Below are 16,856 nucleotides of genomic sequence, written 5' to 3' on the forward strand. Positions count from 1 at the left end.
TAGAAATTACCTGAGTATGTGCAGAAGTTGTGCAGAAACAGTGAAATTATTACTAACATGTAAAACTAAGTCCTAACATTTTAAAATAAAATTTGAATATATTTATCTATCATCTTTACTTCATAATTGACAATACATTTAACTGGTTAACTTTTATTCTTATACTTATATCTCTCAGTGCCTTAGTTTTAACCATACTAGATATTAAAAATAAGAATTATAAAGTTAAATAAAAAGCATCCTATTTAGATGCTTTTCTAATGTATAATTTCATTTTTTCACTGACCTACAAATATAAAAATTTCATCAACAGCTTCCTTATATCCACCTGATTTTTGGAAAGATTTCTTCAAATTCAAAGCAACTTCTTTAAATGACGGATTATTTAATACCATTTCTACACTTTCACTTAGTTGATCCGCAGTTAATCCTTGCATTTGTAATTTTATTCCTGCTCCAAGACTCTCCACTTGCTTTGCGACTACTGGCTGATCTGCACTTTGCGGTATTACAACGAGCGGAACCCCGTTATACAGTCCTTCATGCGCACTGTTCATCCCGCCGTGTGTAATAAATAGTTTCGTATATGTAAGCAGCTCAGTTTGGGGTACATAGTTTTTCACAATGAAGTTTTTAGGAATTTCGCCTAGATCACTTATTTTTGTTTTACTACCAATAGACATAACAATTGTATGCTCACTATTCTCAAAGGCCTTCATACACAGTTTATAAAAGTCAATCGCTTCATTAAAAACAGTACCTAATGAAATATAAATCGGACTTTTTTCTTCAATTGAAGTAAAATCAACGTCTCTGTTTTTCATTTGTGCAGAGATAGATGGTCCTACAAATTTATATATTTCATCAAACGTATCACCAAAAGGCTGGAACTCCTTAATTGTATATACAATAGTAAGGGGTGCAGGATTACAGAAAACTTCATACGATGATTTTATTTCAACACCATATTTTTCAGCAATTCCCTTCGTTAAGTTTTGAAAATCATTCTGTATTTTATCATAAATTTCTACTGGGATATTTTTTGATAGATGACCTAACATTTGCTCAAAGGATTTTTCATCCTGCGCAAAAGATGTGCATGAATTTATGGCTGGAAGTTTAAGGATTTGAGCAATTAAATGGCCACAGCCAAACATAGAATCATGAATTATGTAATCAAAATGTTCACCTTCAATTTGTTCTAAAACGCTAGGTATTACAATATCCGCTGTATGTAGAAGGCCATTTATTCTTTCCTGTAAATAATTTCTGCCTCCAGATAGAAACGCTTTTATAAATTTTTGATCATCAATCGTTCGTACAGTAGCACCCGTCTTCTCAATCCGCTCCCTGAAAGCTTCTATTGAAAAATAAACGACCTCTTCACCACGAGAAATCAATTCATCTACAACTTGTAAAGTTGGATTTATATGTCCTTCTGATCCAGCATTAATAAATAAAACACGCGCCATAATAAACACTCCTTACGTTAAATCATTTCTATGTTGGCAAGAGTACGGATTCTCTCCATACTCTTTTCCTAGCTGTTCGTATCATGTTCCTACTAAATTGACCTAGCGAGTCTAAAACCGAGATCATCTATATGAAATGTAGGATGGCTTCGACGACGACAAGTAGCTCCGCACCCTCTCGCTGTTTCAGCCCAACTACCACCACGAAAAATACGGTATGATCCGTACACTGTTTCATCATACAAATCATAACACCATTCCCAAACGTTCCCTAGCATATCATAAAGTCCCCATGCATTCGGTTCTTTTTGGCCAACGTCATGAATCTCTCCATTTGAATTTTCATTATACCACGCTATATCATGAAGTTTTCCGTATGTATATCCGGTTGTACTTGCTTTACATGCATATTGCCACTCCGCCTCAGATGGTAATCGGTAGCCATTTGAACCTAAATTACATTTCACAATTTGACCACCATCACTAATAGAATAATATTCTTTTAATCCCGCTTTTTTTGAAAGTACATTACAAAACGAAATGGCATCGTTCCATGAAATATTGACAACTGGTTTATGATTTTCATCAAAATTATTTAATGTACTATTTGTAATAGCATCATATAGTTCCATTGTTACAGCATACTTTGCAAGAAGAAATGGTTGAATTTGTACTAGCCATTCTTTTTTTATTCGATCATCTCTTAATACTACCTCTCCAGCTGGAATATTGACCATTAATGAATTGATTAGTTGAATTAAATCGTTAGTCATTTTCTATTCCTCCAAACGTTCATTTTATATGAACTTAAAGTCATATACTCATTACAAAATAGAATTTTCAAAAAGCGTTAAATTTTTCATAATAAAAAACGATTAGTTTTATTAAACTAATCGGTAAGATTCACAAAGAATTTTTGTGTTACATTCTATAATTATATGTGCTCTAAAAATTTCCGAACCTCATTTGGAGATTTTAAAACAATAACCTTTTTCTCTTCCGGCAATTGCTCTAACCCTTTTAAAATTGTAGGTCGTTTAGCATTAGGATATTCCCATATCCATTTAAAAAATTGCAAATCAAATCTTTCTTCACATCCCGCGCCCATATCTGGTCTTGTTTTATTCTGGTATTTTACAATTCTTTTAAAAGCACGATAAATACAAATTGTTCTATGAATATCAAGGAAGATAATTGTATCAGCTGCATTCAGTCTTATACCCATCGTCCCGCCATAATTCCCATCAATAATCCATTTCTCATCTTTAATTAAGTTATTTTGAACTGTTATTTGTTCTTCTCTCGGAACACCTTCCCAATTCGGTTTCCAAAATAATGCATCAAGATGATGCACCTTAATATTTAATTTATTTCCTAACTGCCTTGCTAATGTAGATTTTCCTGAACCACCAGAACCAATTAATATTATTTTTTTCATACCTTTACGATACCTTCTATAACTTCTTCAATAGTTTCCTTATTAGCGAAAATCCAGAAGAACATTTCTTCATTTAACTTTAATAAATCTGGTAACTGGACAAAATAAGCAATAAAGATAATTTGAATTGAAAGCATAACATACCAAATAGCTTTTAGTTCTTCTTTCGTTAAATCATTTTGTTTATAATAACCTTCAAAGACTTTGCTAACGATATGTAACCATTTCCCTCTTAATCTTTCATCACTAAATAGCTCGCTTAATATACTTGTACAGCAATAACATAAATCAAATATTTTTACATTATTTTCTAAAATCTCAAAATCTATAAACCCTTCCAGTTTATCATCTTTAAAGATTACATTTGATAGATGCATATCACGATGAATAATTTGTCTCGGTAATGGATGGACCGTTTCCTTGAAAGCTGCGTGCATTCGCTCCATCTTTTGAATTACCTCTCGATGAACATACTCATTCTTTTCTAAAATCGGTATAGCCCATTCAAATGCCATCCTATATAAATCTCTTTTTATTAACTCATGGTCACTATTCACCGAATGTAATGCTTTGTGCAGATTAGCTATTTCTTCTCCAATTGTACTTGCTAGCCTTTCCAGCTTATTCGTATCTTTTATTTCTAAAACACTTCCGGCAACATACTCATATAAGCAATAATATTTTTCTTTATATAATACATATTGTTCATCATTTTCTGTCTTTACTACTCTCTGTACTTTAATTCCCTTTTCATACAGTTGCTTCAAAACATCGAATTCAACTAGAAGTTGCTTTATTGATCCTGTTTTCTTTAAAATATACTCTTTATTCTTGCATATAACCTTCGCTACTTTTTGTTGCATTACAGTAGCTGTGACATGTTCATTTTGAAACCAAAACTTTGCAATTTCCAGTGCTTGTTCCATTTACAAATACCCCTTTTACAATTCTTATGTCTTCCGAAAAATAACCTCACACAGTACTCCCACTCCAACACCAATTGTATAGGCCACTAAATCACTCCACAAAAAACCGTATCCCAACACGAGTCCGCCCAAAGTCGTTGCACGCATGCTATCTATCCATTCCGCATGATACAATTGGCTCGCTTCAATCCCGTAGCAAAACATTAAACTAATAAAAGCCAACTTCTTCGTCTCTGTTTTAGGAAACAAAAATCCAAAGCCAGTGAAAATCATTAATGCCCATAAAGCATCGCCTAAGTAATCATTTAATAGATGTGGTAGTGCAAAAGAAAACTTTCTTGAGCTAAGACCTAAAATAATAATAACTATAGTAAATAGTGCATATACTACTCTATTTCGTTTCGTATTCATTTTAAAGTCCCCTAATATGTAATGTAAAACTGTAAATAGCTAGTAAAACAAAGTTATTTTACTAGCTATTTATTAGTTGCTTTAATGATAAGAAAATGTGGATTCGTATTTAGATAATAATATGATTTTTCGTCTACTTCTTTCATTTTTTCAATTGCCTTCGGTTCTACTATCTCTTCTAATACAAAATAATTTGTAGTTTCATTTAGTATGTCTTGTAATGATCTTCTAAAAAACTTGACTTCAATAGTAATATTCGGTTTAACCCAAGTATCTATTAATAACTGTTTTTCAAAATAATTTTCACATGGAAACTTTGTGAAATCCATAAAAGGATGATGAATAGAATATATAAGTTCTCCACCTGGATTCAATACACGACGAAATTCTTGAAATACTTGATTCCAATTTTCTATATAATGAAGAGTTAATGAACTTACAATCACATCATATGTATTATCTTTAAATGGCAATGTTTCTTGCAGATCATGACAAAGGAACGTTGCTTCTTCTCCTATATTTTCTTTTGCTGCTTTTACCATTTCAGGACTTACATCAATTGCTGTAACATTTGCTCCTCTTTTTATGAATTGAGAAGTATACCATCCAGCTGCACATCCAGCATCTAGTATCTTTTTTCCTTCTAGTTCCTTTGGAATAAGCTCCATCATCGCCGGTCTTTCATAATAACTGTTATATGGATTTGCGAAATCTAGATTTTCTTTATATGTACTCGCTAATTTATCATACGTATCTTTAATAGAATCTTTCATTACACACACTCCTAATACATATTAATCTATTAACTCCTGCTGCTTTTTCTTTGAAAATGATTGTAGTACTAAATCATACGACCAATCAATCATTTTATTAATTTGCTCCTGCTCTATATCCTTATGAATATAAACAGTATTCCAATGTTTTTTATTCATATGATACCCTGGAATAATGGTTTCTGGATAATCTTCTCTTATTCTTAATGCGACTTCTGGATCACACTTCAATGTAATCGTAGCTTTTTCGCCTTCTTCATGATTTACTATCGCAAATATTTTATTATTAAGCCTCATACATGTTGCACTCCAACCATCTGGAGAATCTTCTGTCGCTTTTCTTTTCGATAAACAGTACGCTCTTGTTGCATTCATTTTAATTGGCACCTCTTATTCTTTCCCTGTTTGATTACGATGCATCACAATTTGCTTCGTTGCTTGAAATTGCTGCTCACCGTAAAACTTTATTAGCTTCTCTCCGCAAAATAGACTAACAATATGAATATGAGATATTTCCTCGAGTAACATTGTAAGCATCTTCTCTCCAATACCTTTATTTCTTACACTCTCATGTACGACAACATCTTCAATGTATGCTCAAAAAATACCATCAGAAACGACTCTAGCAAATCCAACTAATTCATTTTCTTCCCATACTCCAATGGCTATGCTATTCTTTAACATTTTTTCAATATCGACTTCTTTTCTTTCTGGCCACCAACCGACAGAATCATAAAGTTTTTTTATTTTTTCTGCACAGATTGGTTGTTCTTGTTGCAATTTATACGTGTACATATTCTTTCTCCTATCAAACAGTATACATAATATTATTATAATCTCTTTTCAAAAAAGTGCTGACTATGACCTTTCGGATGATCTTCAACGACACCATACTCCCTGTAACCGTGCTTTTTATAAAATTCTGGTGCTTGAAAACTAAATGAATCTAGCAATATTAATCTACACCCTTTCTCCTTCGCAATCCCTTCAATTTCATGTAAAAGTTGGCTGCCATAACCGTCATGACGAACTGATTCATCAACCCATAAAAAGTCGATATGAAGGTGATAAAAATACATCGTACCTGTTACGCCACCAAAAATTTTTCCTTCTTCATTTTTTACTACGAGGCGTACTTCTTCCATCGTCTGTCTTGCCTCATCTGTTAAGATGGACATATTATATTGAATAACTTTATTTTTAATATATTCTCCTTCAGTACGTGTACCGTTCTTTATATGTTTCATTTATATTGCTTCCTTTCAGCTTAGTAATCTACATTTTATTTTTTCTCTTTAAAATACTAATACATACGAATCCACCATATGTAACAAAGCATGAAAAGCCAATTATACCTGGTACAGAGACATATCCTACCCTTATGTAACTTATAACCGCAAAACAAACGATAGACAATAAAATAGATGGCCAAAATATAAGAGCTGTTTTTCTTCTTCCTCGTTGCGATGTACTTTCTTTCTCTCCAGAAACACGTGTGCCAAAAAGCAATACAATACAAATAAGGATCGCTGCAAAGTAAATTGTATCTAATGACAAATTGTGATCATATAGTGCGATTCCAACTTCAAGAGCAATAATCGTTAAAATTAAAATAATGATTGTTGAAGTCTTTAAGTTTCTTTTCAATCGCTCACTCCTAGCATGCTTTCACTATATTCTTTGTATATGTACTTTAAAACTGCTGCAAAAGCTTCATCTACCTCTTTATTTTCACGTCGATTCGGTAAATCTTTTCCCCCCATCACATAAAGAAGCGGAAATTCGTTAAACATTCCTATTATACCAATAAATTCAATATCGAATATAAAAAAACTTTTCGGCAGCTCATATCAGCTATTTAAATAAGAAAAAGGTAGCATGAATTTTTTCTTGCTACCGAAAAATATTTATTCTTCTATAGGATTTTCAGGACCGTTAAGTTCCAGCTGATAAAAAGCTAAATCTAGCCATTTATTAAACTTATAACCAGCTTTTTTTATTGTTCCTGCATGAATAAATCCATAGTTTTGATGCAAGGCAATACTTTTCTCATTCTCTGCATCAATTCCAGCAATTAAGGTCATATACTCTCTTTCCTTCGCAATTTTGATTAATTCTTTCATTAATGAAGACCCAATGCCATTTTTTCTATATGCCTTATCTACATACACAGAATGTTCAACTGAATATTTATAAGCAGGCCACGCTCTAAATGGGCCGAATGTCGCAAATCCTACTACTTTATTATCTAATTCATATACGAAAATTGGATACCCTTCAGCCTTTTTTTGTTCATACCAATCTATTCTATTTTCAAGGGTTACAGGTTTATACGCATATACAGCTGTTGTATAAAGTATCGCATCGTTATAAATATCTAAAATGTATGCTAAATCTCTTTTCGTTGCTTCCCTTATCATTATTTTCTTCCTTTCATCATGTTCATCTTATTTCACTATCTTTTCAATAGTTTTATTTTATCGAAATTTCCGATTTTTATCTACATACGAATACTAGCTTTTCGGAAACCATCAAGTATATTTATTGCAGCAGATAACATGTAGAAGAAAATTCCTCCCCCAATGAGCCACGTTTTAAACTCCTCTGGGGAAATAGTAAATGCATTTGCCAAATACGTAATAAATCCTGCGTTTAATAAATGTGGATTTACTACAATTACAATGAATATGATTGTTCCGACTACTTGAAGAATAGCATTTCCAATTGCCAACCTTTTCGTCCATTGTCCCTGTACTAACTTATAAAGTGATATAGCTACTTCGAAAACGATCATAACCAAAATTAGGGGCCAGTATTGAAGCAAAACATCTTGATTAAACGTTGGCGCGACAAACTTCAATCCGTTTTCTGTACCATGATATACGCCTACAAGATGATTCGCATAAAAGTAAAGTGTAGTCCAAACTGCCGTCCACATTAAACCTCCAAAAACTTCAAACTTCGAGATTGCTTTTTTCTTTGGGATATACGAGATGTTTTTCAAATCATCTGGTGTCCATTTTTTTAAACTTGTCGTCAACGGCTCGATACCTTTGTCTTTATCTGTTCTTTCTAAAATAACAAACACAAGTGTCAACCAGAAAAATACATGGAGACCCACTTCAAAAATTTCCCCTATACCTTTACCTATCAATTGTAAAATAACATTTAATACCGCTTGATCACCATTATAGCCTATAAAATTTTCTGCAACCATTGAAATGAGCGCAATAACAGCTGCAATTGGTATAATCATTTTTAATAGCGTCGTATATACATCAAAATAACGTGGTCCAATTAAATGCATTGGTCTATCCAAGTACCCATTAGCCAATGAAACTGGACTTCCCAATTTTTCGAGTACGCTCTTCACATCTTCCTCATTATAATCGTCTGGTAACATATCCTCTATTGTTGACCGTAGTTCAAGTGTAATATCTTCACGATTTTGTTCAGGCAATCTCTTCGCAACTTCATGGACATACATATCAATCAAACTCATTTTCGTCCTCCTCCTTTAATAAGTTATAAAGTTCTTTCGAATCCTTTACCCACTGCTTTTTCAATTGTAAAAATATCTCTAATCCATATTCACTTAAAACATAATACTTACGAGGTCTACTCTCTGTTTTATCCCAACTACTCGTCACTAACTCCTGCTTTTCTAATCGGCGAAGTAGCGGATATAAAGTACTTTGATCAATTGTAATCCCTGATTGCTCCAATAACTGGACAAGTGAATATCCGTACTGCGGCGTTCTTAATTGACTTAAAACAGCTAACGTTAATGTCCCTCTTCTTAACTCAGTAATTAACGAGTTTAATAAAGTATCCATTCACTCACCTCATTTCCATTACTATATGTCATACAGTATGTGTTTTATACTATGTATCGTACAGTATTAATGTGACAAAAACTATAATCATTTACCAAAAAACGGATAATAAAAAGCGCAAATTATATGATTTTTGCTTTTTTAGCTAAGTTATATATCTATAGCACTCTAAAAGGTAGCACCTTAACTACTAATTTTGAAGTTCTAGTAATGCTATGTTACAAATATCGTATACATATGATGTGAACATAACATCTCACTATAGGAAGCTATTAAAACGGCAAATTACCATGGTTGAATGATTCCTGTTTTATTCTTTAGGCACTGTTGATTTCACACTGTTTTCAGCACCTAATCAACGTTATTTCCTTCATAAACTTCATCTTGTTCAAAATCTCTATTTTTATTTGGTTTATTAAAGTAAAATAAAAAAACAATTAAATTAGGTTAATTGTTTTTCAAATGCAAAATCTTTATTTTTTTAAATAACCTATGATATTCGAAAAGACAAACTCTCCAAATGCAAGTGGTATATAAATAAACCATAACTTTAATATTGCCTTTGTTTCTTTGTGATCAGAATCCCCCATTAAAACCAGCCCAATCCTTTTTCTTCTAATATTTTCATTTTAATTCCAATAACAAGGAAATTATACCATTTATCAATATTATAGTCTATGTTTTCTAAAAATTAGATAAATAAAACTCTTGTATTCCCTCAACATTCAGATAAACATAATAATTTTTTTTACGTTTCATCTTCAAAGTCTATAATGAGTCCTGTTAGAACTGCTTCATTACCAATCGATTGGATCCCGTGACCAATAAAATCCATCTTAAATTCTTCCCACTTTAATTTATGTAATGATATAATAACACTAAATTTTCAACACGTTCTTAATAGATTGGGGACTTATAATGGATAAACCTCTCACTACATTACAAACTATTATTATACATATGAATACAAATGAGCATTGGCATGATTTTATTTGTTACTGTCAGCATCGCGAAGCGGGACTTCGAAAATTAGCTTATAAACATTTAGAGACATTTATTTCAAATGCAAAGAAATGGGAATCAAAAGATCAAGAAGAGTTTGCCATTTCACTGTTTACTATTTTAGATGCATTAAACGAAAAAGATGAGGTCTTAACTTTCGCACTAAATAGTTTTCTAATAGACATTCTATATAGATGGACAGAAAACAACCCATTTGATTCAAGACCTTTTAGATGGATAGGAATTTATATGGACTCTAGCAATAAAGATGACGATTTAGAAAAATTCCTTCGAAAAGCGATTGAATTAGGTGGTGATACCGAACAAGAAGCTATGATATACCTAGTTTCTAATTACATCCATACTTTAGAATTTGGTACACATGAATTCCCTTCAGGTTATTGCGGAGATTTAAGCGAATGTATAGAAAAACTTCCCTATATGCTTCAATTAATTAATAGAATTCAGAATAAGAACATAAAGGAGCAAAACATTGGTCAAATACAAGAACAACTACACTTAATTCTAGATTGGTTAAAACATACACAAATTCCAGTAGATGCTGTTCGTGTACGGAAAAAAGAACAAACTAAGGAATTAGAAAAGGTCATTGTATATTATTTACACAACAGCTCAAGTCGTTAGTTCATCTTGTACAGAGATAATAAAGTTGTTTAAAACATAATAAAATTGTTTAAAAAACGCCAGTCATATTATTAAACAATCGGGCTATATAACGGAATAAATTCTTGTAAAAATTAAAAATATCTGAAATAATCGTCATTAAGTTGAAGCAGAGCGATTGAAGAAAAAGGTGATACGACTTTTTCTTACTTAATAATCGTACGATAGTTAAAAAATTCAACTAATTATATTCCGAAAGGGTGTGTGTAGTATCTTATCAACTAATGTTTTTACTTATAAATCTAAGGATGGAAAAACAATACTAATTAGAGAAGCTAAAGAACAGGATGCAGAAAGAATACTAGATTCTGCTTCAAAAGCTTTAATAAACGCTCCATACATGCTAAGTACGGTTGAGGATGTAAAAAAGGTGCGTATCGATGCTATTCAAAAAACGTTAAAAGCTTATCATGAAAATCCAAATTATGTACAGTTTATTGCTGAAGTTGATGGTAAGTTAGTCGGCTCAATAGATTTTAAGAACGGAAACAAAGAAAAAATTAGTCATCAAGGGGCTTTTGCGATGACCATACTACCTGAATATCGAAATTATGGTATCGGAAGAGCTCTTCTAGAAACGTTAATCAATTGGGCTAAAAATAACAGTAAGATTGAAAAAGTTTGTCTTGAGGTAATGGAAGATAATCTAGGTGCAATCCAGTTATATAAGAATCTAGGCTTCTTTGAAGAGGGTAGAAAAGCAAAGGGTGTAAAATTGGATGATAGCTACCAAAATTTAATATTAATGGCTTTATTCGTTTAAAATTGAACATTAATTTCAATATAAAAAGAGGATCTTCATGGTCATCTCCCTGTTAAGTAGACAGTAATAGAAATCCTCTTTTTATATTTATCCCACATTAGCTTGCAGTAAAACTCCCCACTGATTATAGTTTTACTTTATTTTAATCCTTTAATTAAAGGTGACGCTTCCCCACTATGGAAAATCCATAAGTCATGAAGTGATCTCGTACATCCGACATATAGTAACTTTGCATCATGTTTTGTGTTTTTGTAATGTTCTTCATCCACATCAATTAAAAGCACCGCATCAAATTCTAAACCTTTCGCTAAATAGACAGGTACTACTGATATACCACCTTCATATTTACTTTGGTTTGCTTCAATTACGTTGACCGTTAATCCTGCATTTGTTAATTTCACATATATATCACGGCATTCATCTTCTGTTCTTCCGATTACCGCAATTGTTTTCACATCTGCATTTTGCAAATGTTTTACCGTCTTCACAATTTCAGTAAATTGATTTTCTGCATGAATTACTTTCACATCTTCTCCACTGCGGAAGACTGGTGTTGCGAGTCCTACTGGGATTTCTGCATTTTTAATTATTTCATTTGCAAATTCAATAATTTCTTTTGTAGAACGATAACTTCTTGTCAATTCATAATAACCGGTTTCTTGGAATACTTCCTTAAAAGCATTCCAATCTTCAATTCCTTGGTAATCATAAATCGCTTGCGATAAATCACCTAATATAGTGAAAGAATTACCTAATGTAATTTCTTTTAATACATAAACTTGGAAAGGCGAAAAATCTTGCGCTTCATCAATAACAACGTGATGAAACTTCTGCCCGATTTCAATCCCTGTTATACGATGATGTATGTATATTAAAGCTGGTAAATCTTCTACATACACTTCTTTTTTACGACAACTCTTTTCTGTTTCTTTAACAAGTTCTTCAGGTAATGCCTCAAGTATTTCTTTACTTTTTACTATTGAACTATACAGTGAAAGAGCACTCATTTTCGGCCAAAACTTCATATATGCGTTCAGTCTCTTAGTCGCTTCTTTTTTTAGTAATTTTTTCTCGTTTGTTTCCCCGAATTTTTTAAGCTCAATTTCAATCCAGCGCTTCATTCGTCCTACTAATCGTTCTCTTCTTTTCTGTAAAGGATAATGTTTATATTCAACTTGCATCCATTTTTTAATATCTTCTACTGGAATAATCGCTCTATCCCACGCCTCAAAATCTTTTGTCGGAACTAACTCATTTTCAAATTGGATCATTCTCTCTTCAATAAACGTCTTAAATTCCAACGTACCCTTTAATTTACCTAGCATTACCTTCTTTTCATCACGATTAATTGAAAATGCTTCTTTCAATTTTTCTTCTGTCTGCTTTAGTTTCACTGAATCATCTAACGTACGTAATGCCCAATCCGGAAACGTTGTTTGATTAATATTCCCTACACCTAATTCAGGAAGTACACTCGAAATATAGTCTAAAAACAGACTATTCGGCGCAAATACGATCATTCTTTCTGCTTCTAGTTGTTCACGATATTCATAAATTAAAAAAGCAAGGCGATGTAAAGCAATTGTTGTCTTTCCGCTCCCTGCAACCCCTTGAATAAGTAATGGTAAATTTCTTTCCGCTCGAATAATATCATTTTGTTCCGATTGAATCGTTGAAACAATATCCTTTAGCTTATTATCTTTATTCTCACCTAATCGATATAGAAGAAAATCATCGGCATGCGATACATCTTCATTTCCTTTTACATATGTATCAACAACACGTTCAAGTTCTCTTTTTCGAATGGAAATGTTTCGTTTTAAATACACATCACCTTCTACTAATCCATCTGGTGATTGATAAAATGCTAATTCGTCTCCACCGGTAAATGAATAAAACATACTTGCGACAGGTGCCCGCCAATCGATAATGATTGGCTTCATCGTGTCCATATCCGAAACCCCTACTTTTCCGATATAAATCGGCATAACTTCTTCTTTTCCATCTTCCTGAAAATCTAATCTTCCAAAGTACGGCTCTTGCACACCAATACGTAAGTTTTGTCTATTAGACTCCCTCATACTTTCAAGAATTTGCTCTTTAAAATCTTCTCCATAATAAACTGGGATTTTTTCAAGCTTATCCAATTGCTCATCCATTGTATGTAAAGTATCCTTCATTTTTTGTAACTCATCTTCAAATATGTTGCTCATTTCGACGATTCCCTCCTGTCCGTTCTAATTTTTCAGTCGAAGTATCATTGTATTAAAAATTCAATCATAAAGTCAATAGTTTCCATTTAAATTTTCCGAAAAAACTTACTTTTCATCTTTCTAATTTAAAAAGAATATGCAACATCTAAATCACACAAATACACATATAGTATAATGATGCATGCAAAAGATACTACTTTCTATTTGTCTCCTATTTAATTTATCTATTAAAAAACATTGTAAAAATTAAAGACTTTAATCAATGGGCGTTTTACTGCCCATAAATAGTAGGATAAATAAAAGTAAAGGAGGCTCTTCAAATGAATATTTTGAATCTATCTCAAGATTAAATATGCTTCTATCTGGCTGTATCCTTATGGTTTGTTGGTCAATTATGTATGTTGAAATATATAGACTTACAAAATCCGTCTGGCCATGCGTTATCATGCATGCGATTGAGGATGCTGTTCCTGCTGTTTTAGTTACCCTAACAGGGATTATTACCCTTACAAACAGTAGTGATTTTTGGTTAAATCCTATTAGCGGGGTCGCTGCTACTGTTTTATTTCTCGGAATTGGAATCGTACTAAGAACTATAAGAATAAAAAGAGAACGACAATTATTCACACAATAAAAAGCAGATAATGAATTCGTCATTATCTGCTTTCCAATTTTTAAAACTACCTTATTATATTTTTTGATACATAAGCCAGTCACCAGAGTCTATCACTTTCTTTAACATCTTTTTATCTTGAGCGATATACACATATGCCTCAATTTCCCTATCAGCAACATATACTGTTTGCGTGATTCGATCATATAAATCAGTCTCCGCATTACCTGTATATTCTTCTAGTTCATCTAACTTACACAATATCTCATCATTTACTACATAAATTTCTCCATACACCTGTTCTTCAATCGAATAAGTCATGGCCGGATATCCTTCGTTCGTATCAAATAATTTGCCATATGTCCAAGCTCTGTCTGCGATGCATGTTGCACCTAGCATATAATGAGCATTCGTTTGTCCTCTTCTTAACGTGCCATAAACGAAAACATGATACATAAATTCTTATCCCCTTTATATGCCTCTACTTTCTTATTTGTAAATAAGCACGAATCATAAAGTAACTCACTTCATTCGGAAGCTGTTCTTTAATAGATTTCAGACCACCATCTGCATTTTGAACGGCAGTTTCAATAAGAGATTCATACTCTGCTGGAACAAAGCTTTTCCAATCTACTTCCATTCCATCCTCATAGCAGCGAATTAAATGGTTTTCGATTGTTTGTCTTGATAAGTTACGTTCTTTTGCAATCTCATTCAAATCAATACCTTGTTTATACATTTCATACGTTTCTAAATGAGAATTTGCGGACGCTTTTCCTGACTTTTTACGCTCTGAAACTACTTCTGTCTTAATCGTTTCAGCATAATTTGGATTTTCCTCAATAAAATGCTGAACTGCTTGTAAGAAGTGCGAGCCATATTTCACAAGTTTGTGTTCTCCGATACCTTTTACCGTCAACAATTCGGAATCACTTTGCGGCATTTTCACACACATATCTTTTAATGTTTGGTCAGAGAAAATAACGAACGGAGGTACACCTTCTCCTTGTGCAATTTCTTTACGTACTTCACGAAGCACTTCAAATAAAGGATGGTCTTGAACAATTTGTCTTGTCTCTACTCTTTCTTTTCGTAAAACATTCTCTTTACCAAGTAATACTTCTTTCCCTTTTTCAGTTACTTTTAACGTCGGATAAGTGCCATGCTCAACTGCAATTAACTCGTCTGAAATTAAAAACTCAATAAACTCACTGACCTCTTTTACACTACGGTTCGATAAAAGCCCATACGTTGGTAAAGTATGAAAATTAAATTCAATAACTTTCTTATTCTTCGACCCAGTTAATACTTGCGCTATCATTTGCTTTCCAAAGCGTTGGTTCGTTCTAATCATGCATGATAAAACCATTTGTGATTCCCTTGTCACATCGATGCTCTCGCGATTGTCTGTACAATTACCACAGCGTCCACAATCTTCTTTCGGTTCTTCTCCAAAGTATTGCAAAATGAATGATTGTAAACATTGTTCTGTATGACAGTAATCGGTCATATTTTGCAATTTTTCAAGTTCATTTGAAAAACGTGATTCTCCAGTTGATTGATCAATTAAAAAACGCTGTACTTGTACATCTTGAGAAGAATATAACAATATACATGTACTATCTAATCCGTCACGACCAGCACGTCCTGCTTCTTGATAGTAACTTTCCATATTTTTTGGAAGCTGATAATGAATTACGTAACGAATATTCGATTTATCAATACCCATCCCGAATGCAGATGTTGCTACCATTACACTTACTTCATCTCGTAAAAAGAGTTCTTGTTGCTCATTTCGATCAATATCACTCATACCAGCGTGATATTTTGATACAGAAACTCCTGCCTTCATTAAATCTTCATATAACTGATCGACTACTTTTCTAGTAGCTGCATATATAATCCCAGATTCCTTTTGATTTTGACGAATATAATCCGCCAAATATGCATTTCGATCTTGCCCTTTAATAACAGAAAACGATAAGTTCTCACGCTCAAACGTTGTCATAATTGTATTTTCTTTATTAATTTCAAGTGTATTACAAATATCATCACGTACTTGCGGTGTTGCTGTTGCTGTTAATGCTAATACGAGCGGCTTTTCTGGAAGATAATCTAATATGCGATGTATATGTAAATAACTTGGACGAAAATCATGTCCCCACTGTGAAATACAGTGTGCTTCATCAATCGCAATCATAGGGATTTTCATATCGATAAGTTGGTCAACAAACTCCATCGAATCAAGACGCTCAGGCGCGACATAAAGTAATTTGTAATGTCCTTGTTTCGCTAATTGAATTCGCTGATTTGCTTCAGCAATAGAAATAGAACTATTAATATATGTAGCTGAAATGCCATTCTGTACCAATGTATCTACTTGATCCTTCATAAGTGATATTAAAGGAGATATAACCAACGTCGTGCCTTCAAATACTAATGCCGGAATTTGATAACAAATTGACTTACCGCCACCCGTTGGCATAATACAAACTGTATCTTTCCCATCTAGTACATTTTTAATTGTTTCATCTTGTCCTCTTCGAAACGAAGAATAACCAAAGTAGGACGCTAAAAGTTCTTGTGCTTTAGTAAACAAAAAAGAGTCACCTGCTTTTCTTTATCTTTCATCTACTTCTATTATATCAATCACTTATGCGACTTGAAAGGGATGGATAAACGCTTATTGTTTTTTCATTATTCTATATTTAATATGAATTAGCAT

The 16,856-nt window shown here is 32.8% G+C and carries 17 protein-coding genes and 3 pseudogenes; 3 read left to right on the forward strand and 17 right to left on the reverse strand.

The features are described 5' to 3' along the window. Positions 1 to 278 precede the first annotated feature (278 nt). The 14 genes and pseudogenes from ACTL4X_RS13800 to ACTL4X_RS13865 all read right to left on the reverse strand — a co-directional run bounded on the left by ACTL4X_RS13800 (position 279) and on the right by ACTL4X_RS13865 (position 8,856). On the reverse strand, positions 279 to 1,472 hold the full coding sequence (locus tag ACTL4X_RS13800; RefSeq protein ID WP_000124880.1) for a macrolide family glycosyltransferase: 1,194 nt from the start codon (positions 1,470 to 1,472) through the stop codon (positions 279 to 281). Between the two features lie 92 nt (positions 1,473 to 1,564). Next, a complete protein-coding gene (locus ACTL4X_RS13805; RefSeq protein ID WP_000180354.1) occupies positions 1,565 to 2,245 on the reverse strand; it encodes a formylglycine-generating enzyme family protein in 681 nt (226 codons plus the stop codon). Between the two features lie 161 nt (positions 2,246 to 2,406). After that, complete coding sequence (locus ACTL4X_RS13810; protein WP_000720558.1) at positions 2,407 to 2,910, reverse strand: DNA topology modulation protein; 504 nt, start codon at positions 2,908 to 2,910, stop codon at positions 2,407 to 2,409. Then, complete coding sequence (locus tag ACTL4X_RS13815) at positions 2,907 to 3,836, reverse strand: phosphotransferase enzyme family protein (RefSeq protein ID WP_000434088.1); 930 nt, start codon at positions 3,834 to 3,836, stop codon at positions 2,907 to 2,909. Before ACTL4X_RS13815 ends, ACTL4X_RS13810 begins: the two co-directional genes overlap by 4 nt. A gap of 24 nt (positions 3,837 to 3,860) precedes the next feature. After that, complete coding sequence (locus ACTL4X_RS13820) at positions 3,861 to 4,247, reverse strand: ribosomal maturation YjgA family protein (RefSeq protein WP_001093456.1); 387 nt, start codon at positions 4,245 to 4,247, stop codon at positions 3,861 to 3,863. A gap of 65 nt (positions 4,248 to 4,312) precedes the next feature. Next, positions 4,313 to 5,020: a class I SAM-dependent methyltransferase gene (locus ACTL4X_RS13825; protein WP_000655264.1), complete on the reverse strand. Its 708-nt coding sequence runs from the start codon at positions 5,018 to 5,020 to the stop codon at positions 4,313 to 4,315. 21 nt (positions 5,021 to 5,041) lie between these two features. Continuing rightward, positions 5,042 to 5,395 carry an MmcQ/YjbR family DNA-binding protein gene (locus ACTL4X_RS13830; protein ID WP_000994627.1) on the reverse strand — a complete coding sequence of 118 codons (354 nt, stop codon included), beginning with the start codon at positions 5,393 to 5,395 and terminating at the stop codon, positions 5,042 to 5,044. 15 nt (positions 5,396 to 5,410) lie between these two features. Further along, a pseudogene (locus ACTL4X_RS13835) lies at positions 5,411 to 5,815 on the reverse strand (GNAT family N-acetyltransferase). Positions 5,816 to 5,850: 35 nt separating this feature from the next. Continuing rightward, a complete protein-coding gene (locus ACTL4X_RS13840; RefSeq protein ID WP_000680537.1) occupies positions 5,851 to 6,267 on the reverse strand; it encodes a GNAT family N-acetyltransferase in 417 nt (138 codons plus the stop codon). A 28-nt stretch (positions 6,268 to 6,295) separates the two neighbouring features. Continuing rightward, positions 6,296 to 6,667: a hypothetical protein gene (locus tag ACTL4X_RS13845; RefSeq protein ID WP_000827997.1), complete on the reverse strand. Its 372-nt coding sequence runs from the start codon at positions 6,665 to 6,667 to the stop codon at positions 6,296 to 6,298. Next, positions 6,664 to 6,828, reverse strand: a pseudogene (locus ACTL4X_RS13850) (serine hydrolase); the annotation flags it as partial. The gene ACTL4X_RS13845 and the pseudogene ACTL4X_RS13850, both read right to left, overlap by 4 nt. Before the next feature lie 99 nt (positions 6,829 to 6,927). After that, positions 6,928 to 7,440: a GNAT family N-acetyltransferase gene (locus ACTL4X_RS13855; protein ID WP_000617522.1), complete on the reverse strand. Its 513-nt coding sequence runs from the start codon at positions 7,438 to 7,440 to the stop codon at positions 6,928 to 6,930. Between the two features lie 80 nt (positions 7,441 to 7,520). Next, a complete protein-coding gene (locus tag ACTL4X_RS13860) occupies positions 7,521 to 8,522 on the reverse strand; it encodes an HAAS signaling domain-containing protein (protein ID WP_000052354.1) in 1,002 nt (333 codons plus the stop codon). Then, positions 8,509 to 8,856: a PadR family transcriptional regulator gene (locus tag ACTL4X_RS13865; protein WP_000380296.1), complete on the reverse strand. Its 348-nt coding sequence runs from the start codon at positions 8,854 to 8,856 to the stop codon at positions 8,509 to 8,511. Before ACTL4X_RS13865 ends, ACTL4X_RS13860 begins: the two co-directional genes overlap by 14 nt. Before the next feature lie 918 nt (positions 8,857 to 9,774). Between ACTL4X_RS13865 and ACTL4X_RS13870 the strand changes: the two genes are divergently transcribed. Both ACTL4X_RS13870 and ACTL4X_RS13875 read left to right on the forward strand, forming a co-directional pair. Continuing rightward, the gene (locus tag ACTL4X_RS13870; protein WP_000360503.1) at positions 9,775 to 10,503 is read left to right on the forward strand and encodes a hypothetical protein; all 729 of its coding nucleotides are present in this window, start codon (positions 9,775 to 9,777) and stop codon (positions 10,501 to 10,503) included. A 241-nt stretch (positions 10,504 to 10,744) separates the two neighbouring features. Next, positions 10,745 to 11,305: a GNAT family N-acetyltransferase gene (locus ACTL4X_RS13875; protein ID WP_000337115.1), complete on the forward strand. Its 561-nt coding sequence runs from the start codon at positions 10,745 to 10,747 to the stop codon at positions 11,303 to 11,305. A 137-nt stretch (positions 11,306 to 11,442) separates the two neighbouring features. On the opposite strand, the gene ACTL4X_RS13880 is transcribed toward ACTL4X_RS13875, so the two are convergent. Beyond that, positions 11,443 to 13,518: a HelD family protein gene (locus tag ACTL4X_RS13880; RefSeq protein WP_000065170.1), complete on the reverse strand. Its 2,076-nt coding sequence runs from the start codon at positions 13,516 to 13,518 to the stop codon at positions 11,443 to 11,445. Positions 13,519 to 13,837: 319 nt separating this feature from the next. On the opposite strand from ACTL4X_RS13880, the pseudogene ACTL4X_RS13885 reads away from it, so the two are divergent. Further along, a pseudogene (locus ACTL4X_RS13885) lies at positions 13,838 to 14,152 on the forward strand (CPBP family intramembrane glutamate endopeptidase); the annotation flags it as partial. A gap of 54 nt (positions 14,153 to 14,206) precedes the next feature. Here ACTL4X_RS13885 and ACTL4X_RS13890 read toward each other — a convergent pair. Then, on the reverse strand, positions 14,207 to 14,587 hold the full coding sequence (locus ACTL4X_RS13890) for a gamma-glutamylcyclotransferase family protein (RefSeq protein WP_000274904.1): 381 nt from the start codon (positions 14,585 to 14,587) through the stop codon (positions 14,207 to 14,209). 25 nt (positions 14,588 to 14,612) lie between these two features. After that, positions 14,613 to 16,730: a DNA helicase RecQ gene (recQ, locus tag ACTL4X_RS13895; protein ID WP_000494261.1), complete on the reverse strand. Its 2,118-nt coding sequence runs from the start codon at positions 16,728 to 16,730 to the stop codon at positions 14,613 to 14,615. Positions 16,731 to 16,856: the final 126 nt, after the last annotated feature.

It is taken from the genome of Bacillus sp. RE35 (genome assembly GCF_052146655.1).
Classification (GTDB): Bacteria; Bacillota; Bacilli; order Bacillales; family Bacillaceae_G; genus Bacillus_A; species Bacillus_A cereus.

Coding starts and splice junctions, on each gene's coding strand:
- ACTL4X_RS13800 (WP_000124880.1), bottom strand. CDS start 1,472: ATGGCGCGTGTTTTATTTATTAATGCTGGATCAGAAGGACATATAAAT.
- ACTL4X_RS13805 (WP_000180354.1), bottom strand. CDS start 2,245: ATGACTAACGATTTAATTCAACTAATCAATTCATTAATGGTCAATATT.
- ACTL4X_RS13810 (WP_000720558.1), bottom strand. CDS start 2,910: ATGAAAAAAATAATATTAATTGGTTCTGGTGGTTCAGGAAAATCTACA.
- ACTL4X_RS13815 (WP_000434088.1), bottom strand. CDS start 3,836: ATGGAACAAGCACTGGAAATTGCAAAGTTTTGGTTTCAAAATGAACAT.
- ACTL4X_RS13820 (WP_001093456.1), bottom strand. CDS start 4,247: ATGAATACGAAACGAAATAGAGTAGTATATGCACTATTTACTATAGTT.
- ACTL4X_RS13825 (WP_000655264.1), bottom strand. CDS start 5,020: ATGAAAGATTCTATTAAAGATACGTATGATAAATTAGCGAGTACATAT.
- ACTL4X_RS13830 (WP_000994627.1), bottom strand. CDS start 5,395: ATGAATGCAACAAGAGCGTACTGTTTATCGAAAAGAAAAGCGACAGAA.
- ACTL4X_RS13840 (WP_000680537.1), bottom strand. CDS start 6,267: ATGAAACATATAAAGAACGGTACACGTACTGAAGGAGAATATATTAAA.
- ACTL4X_RS13855 (WP_000617522.1), bottom strand. CDS start 7,440: ATGATAAGGGAAGCAACGAAAAGAGATTTAGCATACATTTTAGATATT.
- ACTL4X_RS13860 (WP_000052354.1), bottom strand. CDS start 8,522: ATGAGTTTGATTGATATGTATGTCCATGAAGTTGCGAAGAGATTGCCT.
- ACTL4X_RS13865 (WP_000380296.1), bottom strand. CDS start 8,856: ATGGATACTTTATTAAACTCGTTAATTACTGAGTTAAGAAGAGGGACA.
- ACTL4X_RS13870 (WP_000360503.1), top strand. CDS start 9,775: ATGGATAAACCTCTCACTACATTACAAACTATTATTATACATATGAAT.
- ACTL4X_RS13880 (WP_000065170.1), bottom strand. CDS start 13,518: ATGAGCAACATATTTGAAGATGAGTTACAAAAAATGAAGGATACTTTA.
- ACTL4X_RS13890 (WP_000274904.1), bottom strand. CDS start 14,587: ATGTATCATGTTTTCGTTTATGGCACGTTAAGAAGAGGACAAACGAAT.